Source organism: Psychrilyobacter atlanticus DSM 19335, from assembly GCF_000426625.1.
Classification (GTDB): domain Bacteria; phylum Fusobacteriota; class Fusobacteriia; order Fusobacteriales; family Fusobacteriaceae; genus Psychrilyobacter; species Psychrilyobacter atlanticus.
This window is the reverse complement of sequence record NZ_KE384548.1, coordinates 1,074,191-1,094,254: the sequence shown is the minus strand read 5'-3', so window position 1 is coordinate 1,094,254 and position 20,064 is coordinate 1,074,191. Positions and strand designations below refer to the sequence as shown.

The following is a 20,064-nucleotide window of genomic DNA, read 5'->3' as shown; positions in this document are numbered from 1 at the left end:
AAAGAAGGAAGAAAATTCCGTACTCTTCCTTTTTATGGTTTCTCTTCGTAAGAGAAACCGAAGCAATAACCATTTGATGTTATAGAGTGAGACCGTGGATCCCCGTTTCTTAGAGGGGTGCCTGACGGACATAATGGGTACGACGAAACTCGTAAAATATTTACTGAGAAGCAGAGTAACATCTAGAAAAAGGAATTAAAATCAGAACCAAAGGTCTTGTTCAACTTTGAAAGTGATTTTACTTTGTACTTTCATATATACTAGAGCGTTCAACAAATTAAGTTCCGCAACGAAGTGAGGACTGTAGCTTTCAAAGCTCGTATATTAATATTTTACTTAAGAACAATTTTTCAAAGTTTGGCACTTTTTGGCTACTTTTTCTTGCTATTGAGAAAAAGTAGCTCGTATCAAAGGCGAAAACTTTAGAATCTATCTGTTTTTTCTTTTATGAGCTAGGTGTAAAAAATTTAATCTCTCACTACAACTATAAATCAAAAAAATAAAAAACTCCTATCTGTAATAGTCGTACAGTTAGGAGTTTTTTATTTTATTTAGGAAAGAAAGAAACGAAAAAAATATTATTTTCATTTGCTTATACTAATTAGTCGTAGAAAGTGGTTAAAAAGTTTAAATGTTTTTAAAATAATTTTTAAAAAAAATTTAATCGTTATCAAAAAAATCACTCGTCACTTCTAAATATGGTTGTACCTCCTCTATGTTTAAAATTTTCTTAGGTTCTACAGCATTTAAAATAGCTTTTTTTAAACCAACAGAACTATAACTGGCTCCTGCTATACTGTCAATTGCAATACTTTGTTTTGTTATAACACCATTTATAATTCCACGAAACGCTTTTTCTTTTATTCCTTCTGTATCATTTTCTTTCAATATTTTTATACCTATTATTTTTTCTCCCCTCAAAGTAACTTCTACTTCTATGGGACCTTTATAGCCTTTACTGGTTCCAATTAAATTTTCTTTAGAGGAATTATCCCAGATGGTCAAAGAGATTCCTATAAAAAAAAATAACCCCAAACATATTTCAAACATTTTATCTTTTAGTTTATAAGTTTTCATCTTCTCTCTCCTTTTCTTTTTTTATAGTATATCAAATTTTATTTGATTAAGTCTACAAAAAGTTTGAAAAACAAAATAAATTATGATATTATTATTTTAGTTACGTAACAACAAATAAAATTAGGAGGAAAGAAATGAAAAAAATTATTATTTTAATTGCACTTATCGTAGTATCAGCGGTTACTTTTGGGTCTACTTATTCAGATGGGACCTATAGAGGAAATTTTATTGATCGAGACAGTAATTCTATTGGAGAAGTTCAAGTGAATGTACAATTTGATTTAGAAAATGATATTGTAAAAAAAGCATCTATGAGAATGTTAAATTTTAAAGGTCAAAATTATATGAAAGATTCTAAGTTAGAAAAGGAGAAAGATAAGTATATCGCTGCTTTAAATCATTTAGTAGGGAAAAATTTAAAGGATACAATGCCTGATCTATACACACCAGAAAATATTCCAATGGCAGGAGCAACTGTTCGTGGAGGGAAAATAAGATCTGCAATCCAAGATGGATTAAATAGAGGAGTATACAGACTTCCTAAGAATTAAAAATTATAGCTAAATAAATCTAAAAAAAAGTTTCACGGAGAAATCTCCGTGAAACTTTTTTTTATTAGCTATCCCCTTCCTCGCCTTCTTCTTTTGGTTTTTCCCTTACAGTAACAATGTCATCTGAATTTGTTCCGTCTAAAAGGATATCCTTGGATATTACTTCAGTTGTCCCGTCTGGATTTTGAATTGTCAAATTAACCTGATCTTGGGCACTTCTGATTAGATCTACATTTTGTACTACATAACTACCATTACTTCCTGAAGATGTTAGTTCAAAATAGGAAACTGGTTGAGTAATTTCAAAGGAATATTGATCTAAAAAATCACCTGATTGTCTATAACTACTTTGTGTTTCTATTAATTTTCCATCTACATCAAAGGCAGAAATTTTTACTTTAGTAGCATGCCTGCTATTCACATCAAAATATCCACCTAAACCATCTAGAGTAAAGATAACTTTATTTATGTTTTCTCCGTCTATATCTATTTTTAGTTTTTCACCAGAACTTAGTCCATTACTAGAAGCATTTCCTATCCCAGCTCCTACATGACTATTTGGCCCATTAAAAGTAGCTAAATTTCCAGATGAAACTGTCGTCGTAATAGTTACCCCGTCAGATTCCAAGACTGCTGTATTCCCATTAACTGTTCCCCAATCACTTAAGCTGACTGTTTCTCCGGTATTTGAACCGATGTTTACTTGATTTGTATTGCCTGAAATACTATCGGAATCTGGAAGGTATACTATCTCTGCATCTGCCGGATAGGTTTCTCCATCTATCATATCTTCCCATTCCCCATCTTCATTTAAAAACTGTAATCTTCCATAGGATAGAGTATCGCTATATTTTATTTTAGATATAGGCACTGTTTCTCCTCCCCAAATTTCATTGTCAACATCTGACGTATATGCTCCATTGGGCAGGTTGGCATAGACTTCTCCATTTTCCCTATTGTATATCCAGCCCCCTTTATTATCTCTGAATATAACAATATTATCTGTTTCTCCATGACCTTCATCATTAAATGAAAAAGACTCTGTAAATTTTACATCAAATTTATTTTTTAAATAGTCATCATTATTTGCTAAATCCGGGAATACTTCCGCTAAAGTTTCTTCAAATGATAATTTTAATCTGATTAATTCTAGTTTTTGAGCTACCTTTGCTACCTTTGCTTTATTTAAACTATTGATTATTTTAGGGACTACCGTTATTGCTAAGACTCCTATTATTGCTACTACTATTAATAATTCTAATGCTGTAAATCCTTTTTTTATCTTTCTCATAAGCTCCCCCTATCTTTTCAAATTTAAAATTTTTCCTATCTATTAAATTCGTCTCTTTTTATTTTTTCCCTTTATTTTTTTTTGAATTATTAGTTCGATAAAAAAAAGCCTACGTCATATAATATTGTCACTACAACAACTCCAAAGGAAAATATAACACATGCTATACAAATATATTAACATATAATTGTTAACAAGTATATAAATTCATTTTTGGATTAGTGTAAAGTATATGTCTGACGGACATGATGGGCACGACGAAACTCGTGAGAAATATTCTAGGAAGTAGAGTAACATCTAGAAAAAGAAATTAGGTTCAAAAGACAAGTCAGACCTTAGTCTGCGTCAGAGGTAGATAGGTTTTAACTAAAAAAATATAAACTTTTGTGTTGTTGCGGTAGAGATTTGTAAATTAGTGTAAATTGGTGGCAAAAAGAAAAAAGTCAGATTTTAGTCTGTGTCCAAAGAATATTTTAAAACTAAAAAACTTTCCTTTGTGATCTTAATTTGAGGGTTTTTATTGCGTTTAAAATGGTTTCAATCTAGAAAAAACTTGTATCTTAAACATTAAAATTAAATAATGATAAAAAAACTTGGATATACCTTAAAAATATACTAAACTCGAATTAACGAATTTTACTAGGGAGGTAAAAATGAAAAAAATATTATTACTAAGTACCATGGTCTTAGCCTTACTTGCATGCGGTCAAGACAACGAAAAAACAAAGGGTGAGACAAAGGCAGTTTCCAGCACAGCTATAGAGAAAAAAGTTGAAAATCCAGCTAAAAAAAGGGGTGGAACTATTAATTTAGCCATAACAGCTAAATTTGAGGGAAAGTTCAATCCATCTCTATCATCTACAGCCTATGATTCTAAGGTAAATAGCTATATCTTTGAAACAATGTTAAGTTATGGAAATGATTTTAAATTTAAGCCTGGAAGTCTGGTAGAAAATTATGAATATAAACCCGAGAAAATGCAGTATATTTTTCATATAAAAAAGGGTGTTAAATTTCAAGATGGGGTAGAACTTACATCTGAAGATGTAAAGTTTACCTACAGTCTATATGCAAGACCTGAGTATGATGGAAGGTCATCCTTTGCCTCAGCTTCTATAAAGGGGTTCCAAGAGGTAGCAGATGGGAAAGTGAGATATATAAGCGGGATTGAAACTCCGGATAAATATACAGTTATTTTTAATATGACAGAAGCCAATGCCAGATCCCTTAATAACTTTGTGTCCAGGATAATGCCTAAACACTACTATGAATATGATAAACCGGAAAATTATAAAACTGAATTTTTAACTAAAAATGAAACTCCATTAGGATCGGGACCATATAAATTAACCGAATATAAACCGGGGGAATATGTTGTCCTAGATAGGTTTACAGATTTCCACCAGGGACCTTCAGAGGTTCAAAAAATAGTAATCAGATATATCCCTAGTGACTCTGTATCTCCAGCTTTAGGAACTGGAGATCTAGATATAGCAAGTCTTCCTGGCAGAAAGAGTAAGGAAAAGGAGCTGGCATCCTCAAATAACCTGGTTAACTTCCAAAATACTCCACCAGCCAAATATTCATATATTGGATTTAACCTGAGAAAGGATAAATTTAAGGATAAGTCGGTAAGGCAGGCTCTGGCTTATGGGTTAAACAGGGAACTCTATGCAGATAAAGTTTTGGAAGGCTATGCAAAAGTAGTAAATCAACCTTTAGTTCCCCAGCATTGGGCCAGCTCTAAAAACGTAAATGACTATGCTTATAATCCTGAAAAGGCTAAGAAGATGTTGGAAGATGATGGGTGGAAGACAGGAAATGATGGATTTAGATATAAGGACGGGGAAAAGTTAGCATTTGTTCTTGAAACAGCAGCATCATCAGGACAAAGTTCTACTGGTAAAACATTGATAGCTCTAATAAAACAAAACTGGAAAGAGATTGGTGTAGATGTAGATATTCAGTTGGTGGATTTCAATGCCATGGTTAAAGACATCGATAGTAAAGAACCTAAATTTGACACCATAATGTTAGCGTGGTCTACAATTGCAGATCCAGATCAATCTAATACCTTTAAAACAGGTGGATCTAATAACTTTGTGGGGTATTCCAATAGTATTGTAGATGAATTGTCTGTGGAAGGACTAGCTAAAAATAATCCTGAAGAGAGAGCTCCAATCTACGACAAACTTATAAAGCAAATAAATGAGGATCTGCCGTATATCTTCTTGGTAAGTCCTACAGGGGTAGAGGGAATCAACAAAAGGATAAGCGGACTGGATTATATGAACGACATGACTATTGGAGAGGCAGTTATGGATAATACAGTTAAACTCGAAAGATAGAACTTTATACTACTTAAAAATAATATTGATAGGGGAGATTTTTTCGATCCCCTCTATCAGAGAATAAATTTAAACATTGGGGGAGAAGATGTTAAAGTACATAATTAGAAGAGTCATAGTATCAGTATTTGTATTGTTTGTCATGTCAGCTATGATATATACAATATTTGCATTTGCACCTGGGGATCCTGTGGGAAGTCAGATGGATCCAAATATGACCGACGCAATGATGGCAAAATTGCGGGCACAATATGGATTAGACCAGCCGGTATATAAGAGATATTTTTATTGGCTATGGGCAGCACTCCATGGAGATATGGGGTACTCAATCCAGTACAGTAAACCAACTGTAGAAGTTATAAAGACCTATATGTGGAACAGTTTTACCCTGGCAGTTCCAGCAATTATAATATCAAATATGATTGCTATACCATTGGGGGTTATTTCAGCTGTGAAACATAATACACATATCGACAAGGCCATCGGGTTAATAACTTTAGCAGGAATATCATGTCCATCATTTTTTATAGCATTGTTGGTAATAAAAAAATTAGCTATGGATTTTGGGTTATTTCCATTTTCTGGGATGGTAACACCTGGAGCAGGATTCACAGGAGTGGCATATTTCTTTGACCTCCTACGTCATGCAGCTCTACCTCTTATCGTTATGGTAAGTACTGGAATAGCAGGGATGGTTATGTTTGTCAGATCATTTATGTTAAATGTACTCAGTCAAGACTATGTAAGAACAGCCAGAGCCAAAGGACTTCCTCAGAGAACAGTTATTTATAAACATGCCTTTAGGAATACATTGATCCCTATAGTAACTATGTTTTCAGGAATATTAGGAGGACTCTTTGGAGGAAGTATCATTATCGAGAGTATGTTTGCCTGGCCTGGAATGGGAACTATAGCCTTGGGAGCAGTAACCTTTAGAGACTACCCCCTTATTATGGCAAGCAATATATTCTTTGCCACATTGATGTTATTGGGATATTTAATCTCGGACATTGTTTATGGTATTGTAGATCCTAGAGTAAAGTTAGATTAAATAATAAGGGAGAGAGATGATGGATAATAGATCAAAATCTCCTTTAGCGATTATGCTGAAGAGATTTAAAAGAGATAGAATAGCACTGGCAGCACTAATTTTATTGGGGTGTATTGCACTTCTTGCATTATTAACACCTTTGATATCAAAGGGTCTTGGAATAGGTCCCGATGATATAGATATGGATGTACTTATAAATGGGTCACCATTTTCACCAGGAGGAAATCATATTTTGGGAACCGATGAATCTGGAAGAGATATTTTTATCAGACTCTTATATGGTAGTAGAATTTCGTTGACAATAGGTCTGGTAGCAGTGAGTATATCTACTACATTGGGAATAATAATGGGTGGAGCAGCGGGTTATTATGGAGGAGCAATAGATAATGCGATCATGAGAATTATCGAGGTAATTAATGTATTGCCGGTAATGGTACTACTGATTACTCTGATAGCTATTACAGGACCTAATATCTATATGATTATGATGGTTTTGGGAATTGTTGGATGGACAGGAATCGCAAGACAGATAAGGGGACAACTTTTAACCCTCCGGGAACAAGAATTTATGTTGGCTACAAAGGCATTGGGACTTAGCGATGCCAGAAAAATATTTGTACATTTGGTACCTAATACAATATCATATCTAATTATTTCGATTACATTGGGAATGGCAGGGGCAATATTAAGTGAGTCAATGTTATCCTTCTTAGGATTAGTTTCTCCTACAGCAGCTACATGGGGCAATATGATAAATGGAGCTAGGTCAATCTACACAATTCAGAATTATTGGTGGATATGGATGACTCCAGGAGTAGCTATATTTATTACAGTAATGTGCTTTAATTTAGTAGGAGCAGGTCTAAGATATGCTCTTGATCCAAAATCCAAATAATGAGGTTGATTCATGAAAAAAATATTAGAAATAGATGATTTAAAGTTTTATTTTAGACTAGAAGAGGATAAATCTATAGTAAAAGCTGTAGATGGTGTTAGTTTTGATATGTATGAAGGTGAAACTCTAGGAATAGTAGGTGAATCTGGAAGTGGAAAAAGTGTTACCACCATGGCAATAATGGGGATTGTTCCTATGCCTCCAGGGTTTGTAGAAGGAGGAGAGATAAGATTTCAAGGAGATAATTTATTTTCTATGGATCCTGATAAGTTGAGAAATATGAGGGGAAGTGATATGTCAGTTATCTTTCAAGAGCCTATGACATCTCTAAATCCTGTATTAACTATTGGAGATCAGCTTACAGAGGTACTATTTTTTCATCAAAAATTATCAAAAAAAGATGCCAAAGCAAAAGCCATAGGAATGCTGGAAAAAGTAGGAATAGCAGGACCAGAAAGAGTTTATAATGGATATCCACATAATTTGAGTGGGGGACAAAGGCAGAGGGTAGTAATAGCTATGGCACTTTTGTGTGAACCAAAACTACTTATTGCAGATGAACCCACTACAGCTCTAGACGTTACCATTCAGGCAGAGATCCTAAAATTATTAAAGGATATAAAGGAGGAGTTTAAAACTTCTACTATATTTATAACTCACGATCTAGGAGTAATCGCAGAAGTAGCAGATAGGGTAGTAGTTATGTATAGAGGAAGAGTTATGGAAATAGCTACAATCGATGATCTATTTGATAATCCTATCCATCCATATACAGTTGGGCTTATGAATTCTATGCCGAGTATAGATACTGACAGTGATGAACTGTATTCTATGCCAGAGAAAATCGGACATCCTATAGCAATTGATAGAGGTGGAAACTATGAAATTACAGATGAAATTTATTATGAGGATGATACCCAGATGATAACACTAGAAAATAGAGAGCTGAGAGTCCATCTAAAAAAAGAGGTTGATTAATGAATGAGAATTTAGGAGTAAACTTAATAGAAGTACAGGATTTAAAAAAATACTACCCGATAAAAAAAGGTGTATTGAGAAGAACTGTAGATCATGTAAAAGCTGTAGATGGAGTTTCATTCAATATAAAAAAAGGGGAAACTCTAGGACTTGTAGGAGAATCTGGATGTGGAAAATCTACCCTTGGAAGAACACTTATGAACCTATATGAAAAAAGTGGTGGAGAAGTTTTTTATAATGGGACAAATATTCACGATGCAAGTAAGGGAAAGATGAATGAACTCAGAAAGGAGATGCAAATAATTTTTCAAGATCCTTATTCTTCATTGAACCCAAGATTGACTGTAGAACAGACCATTGGAGAAGCTGTAAAATTTCATAAGATGAAGAAAAAGAATGAATTATATGATCATATAAGAGGAACGGCCAGTAGATGTGGGGTAGATCCCAACCATTTGACTAGATATCCCCATGAATTTAGTGGTGGACAAAGACAAAGGATTGGAATTGCTAGGGCATTAGCTCTAAATCCAAAATTTATTGTCTGTGATGAATCTGTATCAGCCCTGGATGTTTCGGTACAAGCAAAAGTAATAAATTTGTTGAAGGACCTTCAAAAAGAAGAGGAGCTTACATATCTTTTTATAACCCACGATCTATCAGTTGTAAAACATATCTCTGATAGGATAGCAGTAATGTATTTTGGAAGGATAGTGGAATTAGCAGAAACAAATAAATTATTTGAATCACCAGTTCATTTTTATACGAAAAAATTATTATCTGCCATACCTAAGTCCCATCCAAGAAAGAATACAAAGAACTATACAAGTGAAAAAACACCAGAATGGGTAAAGATACCAGCTGGTTATAAGATCGATGACAGAGATCCAAAGAAGAGAGACACAGAATCTGTTATGGTTGAAGTTAGAGATGGACATTTTATAGCCTGTTATAAGACAGATTAATTTTTAAAAATAAGGGAATGATATGAAAAAATTAAAAAAATATAGTGAATTCACTGATGGAGAAAAGAAAAATATAGATTTTAACAGGGAAACTATTACAAATAAGGAGATATTCTTTTTAGTAATGAATCTTTATAAAAAAACAGTTCCCCTATTATTTATACTTATAGCGGGACTTTTGGGTATGGCTGCATTATTTTATTTTTTCTACTAAAATATTAATAGAAACGTCTGTTGAGGAGACAAGTTGTCTCTTTGGGAGGATTTTTTACTGTAATTTAATACCTTTTTAAAGCTTAAAAAGGTCCACCAGATGGACGATTAGTTCATGAGGTGGACCTTTAGTGTTTCTCATGGACAAATCTATTTCTTGCCTCTAAATCTCAATAGTACCAATAGATAAACTAGGTTATAGTTTGAGCTTTAAGGATATCACTCATGTTATTGCACTACCCGATGTGGGCATCACCAAAATGCTAGTAGTTTACTCTGTAAACATAGGATTTTGTGAACACGGAAGATTCTCTGATGATCACAGATTTAAACCTTGGACACGGAGGTTTACCGAGAAAAAATAGTGCACTGAGAAACTCTAATCTAATCTCTGAGTTGATAGGTTTAACTTCTGATAAATTAATATAGATTAGTGGTAAAAAAAGATCTTCTTAGTGTACTCTCTTCTTTTTCTTTGTGAGCTTAGTGTAGAGGTTTGGCTTAAAAATTTGCTTTAAGGTTGTATTTTTTTAGGTAATAGTATATCATTTCATGTAGCAGATATATGGTATATCTATATTATCTTTATGTTACCATATGGAAGCAAAGAAAAAAGGAGGAACAAATTTTATGTTAACAAACCCAGTTTTATTATCAGTTATCTTGATGAGTGTTTTATGTCTATTGAACCTGAATGTCATATTATCTCTCATTATAGCTGCATTATTTGGAGGGATTCTATCGGGTATCCCTCTAAATGAAGTTATGAATATTTTAGTAGGAGGGATGGGAGGAAACGCTGAAACTGCACTGAGTTATATCTTGCTTGGAGCTTTGGCTACAGCAATTCATGAGACCGGACTGGCTACGCTATTATCTAAAAAAATTGCCAAGACAATAAAAGGGAAAAGATATGTGTTGCTAATTATTATTGCAGCCATCAGCTGCTTATCCCAGAATCTTATACCGGTTCATATTGCTTTTATACCAATTCTTATACCTTCATTATTAAAAATTATGAATATATTAAAAATTGATAGAAGGGGAGTAGCTTGTGCTCTTACCTTTGGTCTTAAAACCCCTTATATTGCTCTGCCAGTAGGATTTGGACTGATCTTTCACGGGATTATTGCTGATCAGATGACGGCAAATGGAATGGAGATTTCTAAATCAATAATCTGGAAAGGGATGGCATTCCCGGCTATAGGAATGATAGTTGGTGTTTTGGTTGCAATATTTATCAGTTATCGAAAACCCCGGGAATACGAAGAGGTCGAATTTACTGAACCTGATCTTAGTGAAGATGAAGATATTAAATTTACAAGATCACATTTTGCTGCCTTAGTTGGAGCAGGGACAGCCTTGGTTATTCAATTAACGATAGGTTCGCTTCCTCTAGGTGCAATTGTAGGTTTGGGAATCATGGTAACCTTTGGGGCGATAAAGTGGAAGAGTCTCAATGATATAACCAACAATGGGATACATATGATGGGATTTATTGCATTTGTGATGCTGGTTGCCTCAGGTTATGGAGCGGTAATCAGAGAAACTGGAGGAGTACAGGCCTTGGTTGACGTGACAGCAGGAATTGTAGGAGAAAGTAAATTTTTTGCTTCCCTTATAATGATTATCCTGGGGCTGATCATCACCATGGGAATCGGAACTTCCTTTGGTACAATCCCTATTATTGCAGTTATCTATGTACCTCTCTGTTTAAAATTAGGATTTAGCCCCCTTGCAACTGCTATACTTATAGGGACAGCAGCAGCACTTGGTGATGCAGGATCTCCTGCTTCCGATAGTACATTAGGTCCTACTGCCGGTCTTAATGCAGATAACCAGCATGATCATATCTGGGATACATGTGTCCCGACTTTCCTGCACTTTAATATACCCCTTGTAATATTTGGTGTAATTGGAGCAATGGTATTTTAGTGTGTGAATTTTAAAGGAAAAATCAATGAAGTTTTAGTATAAAAAGGCACTCTTAGGAGTGCCTTTTTACATTTTTGAATGACTATAAATTTTGGAATCAAAAGATAAGAAAGAAATCCTCAGTGAATCTCTGTGATCTCTACGTTGAGATTTTTAGATCTGTGTCAAAAATAAGGTCCCAAAGTTTCCGTCTTTGATACGGGTTCATAATAAAAAGACTATTTCACTCCTAAAGGAGCGAGATACTTTTTCTCTGCAGCTAGAAATAAGTATCCAAAAAGAGCCGGAAGTTTATAATTGTCTTAATAAGTAATACACGATCGTTGTTGTAGAAACAATACTGATGGAGCGGAACGACTATAAACTTCGCTTTAAGATTCTAACCAATAAAAAATGTTTTAATCTGTGTAATTCAAAGGGGCTTCTGTGTCCACAATATTCTTAGTTTATGGAATAAACTTTATCTCAAAATCCTATGTTTATATAGTAAACTAATAGCATTTTGGTGATACCCCTTGCGAGTAGAGATATTGGTGATGCCCATATCGGATAGTCTCGAGAGAGATCTGTGTGCTATGGATTGGTTAAAGTCAGAACCTAGTCTGCGTCAAGGGTAAAAAGAAGAAGGTTCTCTTAGTGCACTTTCGAGTTTTTCCTTAGTGAGCTCAGTGTAAGGATTTTGATTTTTAACAATCTTAAACAAAAATTAAATGATAAAAATTATATGTTAAGAGGAAGGATGATAAAAATAATGATTGAATAAGGTAGAGAATAATTTATTTTTTCTTCAAACTTTCATTAAATGGTAGTATCTTAGTAGAAGGAAAAGAATTAAATTATAAAAAAGTTCAATAATTATTAATTATAGATAGGAAAAAGCGGGGGAAGAGGATGAAAAAAAAATATATAAGCAAAGATTTGAAAAAATCATATTTTATAATTATAGCAGTGATCTTAGCTGTATTTATTCAGATAACCATGTTCAGCTGGAACCACAGCAAAAAAAATGGGAAAAAAGAAGTTCAGATTATAGTTGATTTTTTAAAAAAAGAGATATCTGATCCGGATGAATTGGATTTGAGGGAAAAGGTTGAAGATGCATTGGGTGAAGTCCCAGGATTTAAAAACCTTTCCATCATTATAAAAAATAAGGATTTTAATTTAAAAAAAGGAGATACAGTCTTCGAGGATCTTCCTGCAAGGGATAAGGTGACCATTTATGGACTTTATAAATATTATATCTATAACGATGTTATCTATGATGAGGAGAACAACTCAGTTCAGGTAACTGTCGTTAAAAATTTAGAGGATAATATTGAATTTGTTGTGGATATATTTTTAATATTTACAGTGGTTTTTATCTTATTGAATCTGACAGTTTTATTTCTTTATAAATATTTTTATAAACATATGATCTCTCAGATTAAAAATATAGAAGAAGAATTTAATAGCCTGGACATATACGGAGAAAGTTTTAAACTGATAGAAAGTAAGGATAGTTATTATGAGGAGAATAAAAATATAATCAATGCCACCAACAATATGCTCATAAGATTAAATGATCAAAAAAACCAGCAGATGGATTTTATCCACAGTGCATCCCATGAGATGAAAACTCCCCTTACAGTGATGAAGGGTTATACAGGGATGTTGGAACGATGGGCCATAGACGATGGGGATAAAGATGTTATAAAAGAATATGTAGGAGTGATATCTAATACTATCAATGAAAGTACACAACTCATTGAAAAACTATTATTTTTGGTCCAGAATGATATAGAACTAACATTGGAAACCCTAGATTTGAAAAAATTAGTAAGGGAGATCTACATGAAATTATTGATCAAATACCCTGAGAGCGAACTTGTGATAGAGGGAGACGGTGAAATATCCACAGATAAAGTTTTAATAAAGCTATTACTTCTTAATTTGATAGAAAACGCCATTAAATATGGAGACAATAAAAAGGTAGAAATTAAAATAAATGCAGGATTTTTATCTATTTCAAATGATGGGGAACATATTGAGGAAGAAAATTTAAATAGGATCTTTGACAGATTTTATAGGGAGGATCAATCTCGAAATAATGATATTGAAGGTCATGGACTGGGGTTATCTATAGTAAAGGTGATCTCAAAACAGCTTGGTTTCCAGGTAGAGATAAAAAATAAAGAGAGAGCAGGAGTTATTTCAAAACTATATTTTAACAAGTGATATCAGGAGGAAAAATTGAAAATATTAATAGTAGAAGATGATAAAAGAATAAGTAAGTTTTTAGAGATAGAATTTTTAAGAGAAGGGTATAAAGTGGAGCTGGCCTTTGAGGGTAAAAGTGCTTTAGAAAAAGTGAAAAATAATTTTTTTAATATAATGCTTTTAGATCTTATGATTCCAAATATATCAGGGGAAGATCTCTGTAAAAAAATCAGGGAGGAGTCTGATATACCTATAATTGTGCTCACAGCAAAAAATAGTCTGATCTCAAAGATACAGTTACTCGATATAGGAGCTGATGACTATATCACTAAACCCTTTGAAATTGAAGAACTCTTTGCCAGGATAAGGGTAACCTTGCGAAATAAAAGTCACTACCTTACAGACGGGTTTGAAACATACGGGGAGATCAGTTTGAAGAGAGATTCAAAGGAAATAACTGTCAGAGGGAAAATAGTATCTTTGAGTAAAAAAGAATATAACTTAATTGAATATTTTTTCTTGAATAAAGAGATGGTTCTGTCCAGAGAAAAAATTGTAGAATCTGTATGGGGATATGACTTTGAAGGGAACCTGAGTATTGTGGATGCCTGTATAAAGAATATGAGAAAAAAATTAAAATTAGAAAGACCATTGATCTCATCTATAAGGGGCGTCGGGTATATCTTTAAAGATAATAAGAAATAGATAAAAGATAAAAAATATAAATTTTTCATCAAACTTTCATTAATGCAGGTTACTATAATTTATATTCTAAGACAGCTTGTTAAAAATTTGTTTTTTAAGAGGTTAGGATAAGAAAAAAATATACTAAAAATTTTAGGACGGGAATAAGGCACCTATACCGTATAGAAAAAATTAAAAAGTGAGAGGGTGAGGTCTATGAGTAAGAAATTTTTTATGGGGATAAAAGTTTTAGGAGAGGGTTATTTAAAGGGGTATCTCAAGGGATCTGTAGAAGGATTTATGGATATGGTTTTTAAAATTATGATGAGGTATAAAAAACATAAGATGTATTATTAAATATATCTATAAAGGAGAGAGGTTATGAATAAAGAAACATTGATGGTAATAATAATAATCCTAATAGCATTGGAAATTTTAAGGGAAGGTTATTTGAAAGGTTTTATAGGGGCATTTTATAAAAATCTTATAAAATACAAAAAGGCAGCGATAATAGGAATAATATTAACTGTATTTAGTATAGTTTATTTGGATCTTCCTGTAGCCAGTAAGTTTTCCAATAAATATTATGCTAAAACTCTAGAGGGAATAGAAAATGGAGCAAGAACTGCCAGTTCGGAGGAGATAGCTGAGTTAAAAAAGAAAATAAAAGTAGAAAATATAAACAAGGAAAAATATTCAAAATATGAAAGATTCTTGGCTGATCAGGGGGATGGAGATGTAGCAGGAGCTTCAGTGGTAGTAATTCTTTTGATAGGAAGTCTGCTGGGAAATAAAAAATTAATAAAGGTTTCCAAAAATGCAGTGGTCAGCGTCATAGCCTCTGGAATATTAGTAAATTTATTAAAATATATAATTTCCAGGTTGAGGCCGGATGTCAATATGCTCCCATATCAGTTTTTTAACTGGGCTTCATGGTTTAACGGGAATGGAAGTGTAAATCCATTTCATAGTTCCAGTGCCAGTCTTCCTTCGGGACATGGAATTGTATCTGTAGCGGTAGCGTTTTCATTTTATTATGGATATAAAAATAAAGTGATCAGAAGCTTGGCCATAGTTTATTCTGTAGTCTTGAGTGGAGCCCGTATATACGGGACAAGACATTGGTTGAGTGATATGATCTCAGCTGCATTTTTAGGAGTTTTGGTTGCCAAGACAATATATGAGATAAACAAGGAAAAGAACCTTTCTTCTATGAATACAAATTAATTAGAAAATTTACAGAAAAGGAGATAAAATTATGACGGGATATGCTATTTTAAATAAAAAAGAAAGTTTAAAATTACTCTGCTTCAGAGGCGGTTTTTTTATAAAAAAAATAGTCATCTTACGTGAAAATATTTCTGGGAAAAGTATTGTTGGCCATATAGAGAAAGAGTTGGAACTTTCAAATATCGATCTAGGAATAGTTGAAAATCAAAAATATAAATTTTATGAAGTGGAGCTAGCTCCCCTTCCTTTATATCTCCGTAATTTTTTTAATCTCATAAGACATTTTATCGGAGGGAGTTTAATTACGTGGGAGGGGGATTAAATATAGATACAGGAAGAGAATCATAATATTAAAACTAGTCAGGCTTTTAGAAGAAATATTCTAAAAGCCTGACTAGTTTAATAATTAAGATTTAGGCGTAAACATCAAATATTTTACGCTATCTTAACAATAAATATTGAAGTAACAACAATTATGGCAAATCCAAATCCAAAGTAAAATAATCTGGCTACTTTCCTTCCAAAAATATCCACTGTTCTTTTCTGGTGGGGTAAATTAAAGAATTTATCATCATTCTTATAAGCTGACAAGCAGAGATAACCTCCTATTAACGCTATTAGAAATAGTATTACTATTATTTTTCCCATTCTTAACCCCCTTTATTAAATTTTTTTCTATATGCTGCAACTGAATTAATTATATATATTCATGTATTTAAAAATAATTTTAATAGCATCCTCTCTCATATCTCTCTTTAAATGTCTATTTTTATCTACAGAACTTGTTATTAGATTAATCTTACTCCAGTCTTCATCCATGAACTTTTGACCCATTATTAATCCATAAATAATATTTATAGTGTAACTATATTCTTTTTTCTTTACTGCAATTTCTGCTAATAAAGCGGAACTTTTGACATTGAAATAATCATCCATAGCTTTTAAATAAGCCAGTGAAATAAGTATATCTCCCGAAGCTTTAGAAACTAGCTCATTAAAATCTTTATAATGATATTTCATCATAAGATATTTAAAAAATAAACTATAATTATCTTGATTTTCATTGTCCCATCCCAATTCATTGATTAGTGCGACTTTTACATCTATAGGATTATTAGGGTTATCCAGATATTCTATTAATTCTTCTGTCAAATATGTAGCTTCTGACGCCCTTTGAACTATAAAAATGTCTTCATAAGCTTCACTAAAGTTAGTAGAAGTTATAGGGCTGTCTGCTAAAATAATATTATTAAACCCTAAAAATATTATAATAATTAATATAATTTTCTTCATTATTTGATTCTCCTATCCCTTCTATTTTTTCTATATTCATATCTATATAGTTTCCAATTTTGTAGATTACATTTATTCAAACTTTAACTATTCTTAGTTTTTATATCAAGTCACGGATTTTTCTAAATTTACTATTCTTAAAAGGAACCAGCAGTTTTTCGGCATCATTTTGAACTTTGAATAGGTTGATTAAATAGATAGAGTCCTCAGTGTCGAGGTCTCCTATCAACTCATTAAGTTCTTGTGAACGTGCCAATTCTAACAAATAATTATTAAATGACAGTGTATTGGATCTTATGGCAAAGTGTAATATTTTTTTCGATTCAATATTTAAAGGTCGTACTCTATTGTATAAGTGTGTATAAAGTTCATTCTTTAAATCTGTTAGTTCTTCATCAAAAATCCCTTCAATGGAAGTTGCTAAACGATCTTCAAGAGTCATCTTTCCTTCCCTTATCTGGATATCTTGATAAGATAAAAATAAACCATGTTCTAAGATTTTAAAGCATCTTGTACTGTGATTAAGTAATAAAGTTGCCAAACGACCTTGGGATTCTTCACTCAGTAACCAGAAAAATTGACCTAAAGAGCTCATGGTATGTTCATCTGAACCGACACTCAGAGATGACGTCCTAATATATTTTTTAAAGTTATTGGAGATTTTTAGGTAATCCCCGCCGTCTAAAATATAAGCTAATAAATCTTCATGAAAATTAACCAGTTCAACTATATTATCCCCCATCCAATTTAATTGTATAAAAATCTTTAAACAACGGGAAAAAGTTTCATCTTGCTTAAATACAAAACGTGGATGGCGTAGAGAAAGATCATGAAAAAATCGGATACGATTTGCTTCGTTTATATAATATAATCCTTTTTCAAGAGCTATAGCTTTATTTTTTCGAGCGGCACCTATCATTCCACAATCTTCATCATCAATTTCATTGTACAGATCTAGCCATTGTAGGTATTCTTTTACTTCACATGGATTACTAATTTTATGTGTATCTTGGTTTTGAACCATTTGAAAAGCATATATTTGTTCCTTAGGAATTTTAGCACGCTCTATAGAACTATAAAATTTATCTTCCTTATCCATATCAGAAAAAGTTGTAGTATGATACTCCTCTGAAAAAGGTTTTGATACTAGGCGGATAACTCGTTGAGGAGCTAACGCCACTAGAAGCTTCCAGATACGATTAGCCTGCATACCCAAAGGGGACCTTAGATTATGTAAATAAAATAAAGATAAAATAGCAGGTTGAAAACGATCTCTAAAACGAAATACTGAATAGGACGGCTGATGCTGGCTAAATTTATTGAAGGTTAAATCTCCACGAAAACATTCCTCACGATAGAGAGATTTTTTTAATATATTGAGAATATCCTCTTGATTAATTGTCATTTGTACTGGAGAAGTAAAGAAGTTTTGAATCTTCTCTTTTTCCTCTGCACTGATCTTTTTTTCATCTAGATATTCTAAGAGATCTTTAAAAATAATCTCCCAAGGGCCCTCTTCCATATAGTTTATTAATCCCTTGGTATAATTGTCATAAATAAATTGCTCGCTATCCCTATGAAGCATATAAGCTGCCAGACAAATAGAACCTATATCTTTTCTATCCCAGCTTGAACAATCATACGCATCCCGATCTAACTCTAAAACTTTATCAGCAAAGGAAAATGCCCCACGCTCTAATTCACCACTAAACTTAATGTGAAGTAATTTTCTCTGCTCAAGTAACTTCCTTGAGTCCTCTTGGTTGTCGTCAATTTGCGAGTTTGGGCTGAATCGTTTATAAAATTCTTTATGGCTAATTATAGAAGTATCTTCTTCAGTTAAGAACTCATACATAGAAGTGAGTGTAATTTCTCCCAGTGATCTATAAAATACATCCAGGATACGTAGAAACTGATTTTTTCCCTGAGATATATTTTCTGACTTTTCAGACCTTATTGTAATTTCAGTGATCATGCCATTTTCATGTATAACTTCTTTGCTCTCCTCATCTAGAAGGTAAGCTGCCACGCCTGATAAAAGTTCTTCCAACTCCTCAGCAATTTCATGGTTTGTATAACCATCAAAATTATTAATCATCCATTTTATTTGAAGATAGAAACCTGGAGCCTTCTCTTTCGCTAAAGAAAACAAATTTATTTCTTTTAGTGTAGTTAGACTACCTTCATTTTTCCCAGTTTCAATATAATTCCATAATGCATCTCCATTTGGAAATGCCAATATAAAAACTTTAAGATCATTAAAGTCTTCACTTAAAGATTGCCTAGAGTGCTTCTCTAGAATAAGTTGTTCCTCGTTTTCTTTTGTATCATTTTCTGAATAGCACACTAATGGTTTCTCTACCTTTTCAGCTATTTTATCTTGAAGATCCATAGCTTCATTCTCTAAAGTATCAAAGATAAAATGTTTATATAATCTGTCTCTGGTGTCTTCATAACCTGTTTCATAGTCTTCCATTGAAGAAGATAAAGTAGAAAATAATTCTACCACTGGATTTAACTCATCTAGATCATAATCAGAATTAAATATCATTGGAGTAGTTTCAAAACGTCTAAAAATCTCATTTTTAAACCATTCATACTCATCTAGGTTTTCTTTAAGGTATTTGCCGAGGGATTCGCATTCTTTAACAGTATATTCATTATCATCCCATGGCCATGTTTCTATACGTATCATTCCATAACGAAACTGCTGATTATCACAATATATATATGCTTTGATTAAATCACGTCTCCAACCATAACGCTCTAATAAGCTAAAGAGGTATCCCTCATAACCTGTGGCGTGTTCATCATCCCAATAAGAGATAAAAAACTGAGATACTAAATATGCATATTTAATATCGGTTCGAGCTAGAATATAGAGAGCTTCAATACCAAAGACCCTCATATCATCTACCCACATATGGCTGGTATCGTTCATATAGCGACTATAATCTACAATAGCTTCTGCTGTACGGACAACTTCATCTTTTAGTTCTGGATATTCAAGAGCTATAGAAATAAATATTGGTTCCGATACATATGATTCCTCATCTTCTTCTATGAAGTCAGGATAAAGGTGAGATCCCCCTTCTTGTCCTAGATCCAAAGATTCTTTTAAAAATTTTATATTTTTAGTATCTCCTATTTGAAGTCTTAAATATTTATCTCCTATAATCTTAACGAACTCTACATTAAACTGTCTATTAACAAATGCTTTTTTATTTTGAAGTAATAACTGATATTCTTGTAGTCCAGCTCTAATAGATTCTATATTGCCTAATTCTATTTTTATTTTTATTGATTTGTCAAATTGGTTCATTTTTCCCCCGCTTTATAGTTTATTTTATCTAGACT

Annotated in this window: 18 protein-coding genes; 13 read left to right on the top strand and 5 right to left on the bottom strand. The window is 32.7% G+C overall.

All coding sequences use genetic code 11. The annotated features are described in order from the left end of the window. Positions 1–660: 660 nt before the first annotated feature. Positions 661–1,077, bottom strand: a complete 417-nt coding sequence (locus tag K337_RS19485) for an FMN-binding protein (protein WP_051251901.1) — start codon at positions 1,075–1,077, stop codon at positions 661–663. 134 nt (positions 1,078–1,211) lie between these two features. Between K337_RS19485 and K337_RS0117095 the strand changes: the two genes are divergently transcribed. Then, the gene (locus K337_RS0117095) at positions 1,212–1,628 is read left to right on the top strand and encodes a hypothetical protein (protein ID WP_028857660.1); all 417 of its coding nucleotides are present in this window, start codon (positions 1,212–1,214) and stop codon (positions 1,626–1,628) included. 64 nt (positions 1,629–1,692) lie between these two features. Here K337_RS0117095 and K337_RS19480 read toward each other — a convergent pair whose 3' ends face one another. Next, on the bottom strand, positions 1,693–2,919 hold the full coding sequence (locus K337_RS19480) for a pilin (protein WP_028857659.1): 1,227 nt from the start codon (positions 2,917–2,919) through the stop codon (positions 1,693–1,695). A gap of 653 nt (positions 2,920–3,572) precedes the next feature. On the opposite strand from K337_RS19480, the gene K337_RS0117085 reads away from it, so the two are divergent. The 12 genes from K337_RS0117085 (at position 3,573) to K337_RS0117025 (ending at position 15,736) form a co-directional block, all read left to right on the top strand. Beyond that, positions 3,573–5,267, top strand: coding sequence for an ABC transporter substrate-binding protein (locus K337_RS0117085; RefSeq protein WP_028857658.1), 1,695 nt, complete (start codon positions 3,573–3,575; stop codon positions 5,265–5,267). Between the two features lie 88 nt (positions 5,268–5,355). Next, entirely contained in the window at positions 5,356–6,318 is a 963-nt protein-coding gene (locus tag K337_RS0117080) for an ABC transporter permease (protein WP_028857657.1), read from the top strand. 19 nt (positions 6,319–6,337) lie between these two features. Further along, positions 6,338–7,213 carry an ABC transporter permease gene (locus K337_RS0117075; protein ID WP_051251899.1) on the top strand — a complete coding sequence of 292 codons (876 nt, stop codon included), beginning with the start codon at positions 6,338–6,340 and terminating at the stop codon, positions 7,211–7,213. 12 nt (positions 7,214–7,225) lie between these two features. Next, positions 7,226–8,191 (top strand): ABC transporter ATP-binding protein, encoded by a 966-nt coding sequence (locus K337_RS0117070; protein WP_028857655.1) that lies wholly within the window; start codon positions 7,226–7,228, stop codon positions 8,189–8,191. Then, positions 8,191–9,156 (top strand): ABC transporter ATP-binding protein, encoded by a 966-nt coding sequence (locus K337_RS0117065; RefSeq protein ID WP_028857654.1) that lies wholly within the window; start codon positions 8,191–8,193, stop codon positions 9,154–9,156. The genes K337_RS0117070 and K337_RS0117065 overlap by 1 nt, the downstream gene beginning before the upstream one ends. Positions 9,157–9,178: 22 nt before the next feature. Beyond that, on the top strand, positions 9,179–9,370 hold the full coding sequence (locus K337_RS0117060; RefSeq protein WP_028857653.1) for a hypothetical protein: 192 nt from the start codon (positions 9,179–9,181) through the stop codon (positions 9,368–9,370). Positions 9,371–9,999: 629 nt separating this feature from the next. Further along, the gene (locus tag K337_RS0117050) at positions 10,000–11,304 is read left to right on the top strand and encodes a Na+/H+ antiporter family protein (protein WP_028857652.1); all 1,305 of its coding nucleotides are present in this window, start codon (positions 10,000–10,002) and stop codon (positions 11,302–11,304) included. A gap of 891 nt (positions 11,305–12,195) precedes the next feature. Continuing rightward, positions 12,196–13,518, top strand: a complete 1,323-nt coding sequence (locus K337_RS0117045; RefSeq protein ID WP_028857651.1) for a sensor histidine kinase — start codon at positions 12,196–12,198, stop codon at positions 13,516–13,518. Between the two features lie 15 nt (positions 13,519–13,533). After that, entirely contained in the window at positions 13,534–14,205 is a 672-nt protein-coding gene (locus tag K337_RS0117040) for a response regulator transcription factor (RefSeq protein WP_028857650.1), read from the top strand. Positions 14,206–14,400: 195 nt separating this feature from the next. Continuing rightward, complete coding sequence (locus K337_RS20085; RefSeq protein ID WP_156877419.1) at positions 14,401–14,541, top strand: hypothetical protein; 141 nt, start codon at positions 14,401–14,403, stop codon at positions 14,539–14,541. Positions 14,542–14,565: 24 nt separating this feature from the next. Continuing rightward, a complete protein-coding gene (locus K337_RS0117030) occupies positions 14,566–15,411 on the top strand; it encodes a phosphatase PAP2 family protein (protein ID WP_028857649.1) in 846 nt (281 codons plus the stop codon). A gap of 31 nt (positions 15,412–15,442) precedes the next feature. Beyond that, entirely contained in the window at positions 15,443–15,736 is a 294-nt protein-coding gene (locus K337_RS0117025) for a hypothetical protein (protein ID WP_028857648.1), read from the top strand. Between the two features lie 113 nt (positions 15,737–15,849). Here the strand turns inward: K337_RS0117025 and K337_RS0117020 are convergent, their stop codons facing one another. From K337_RS0117020 to K337_RS0117010, 3 genes are all read right to left on the bottom strand, one after another. Then, complete coding sequence (locus K337_RS0117020; protein ID WP_028857647.1) at positions 15,850–16,062, bottom strand: hypothetical protein; 213 nt, start codon at positions 16,060–16,062, stop codon at positions 15,850–15,852. Between the two features lie 45 nt (positions 16,063–16,107). Continuing rightward, positions 16,108–16,707, bottom strand: coding sequence for a hypothetical protein (locus K337_RS0117015; protein WP_028857646.1), 600 nt, complete (start codon positions 16,705–16,707; stop codon positions 16,108–16,110). Between the two features lie 100 nt (positions 16,708–16,807). Further along, entirely contained in the window at positions 16,808–20,029 is a 3,222-nt protein-coding gene (locus K337_RS0117010; protein WP_028857645.1) for a hypothetical protein, read from the bottom strand. Positions 20,030–20,064: the final 35 nt, after the last annotated feature.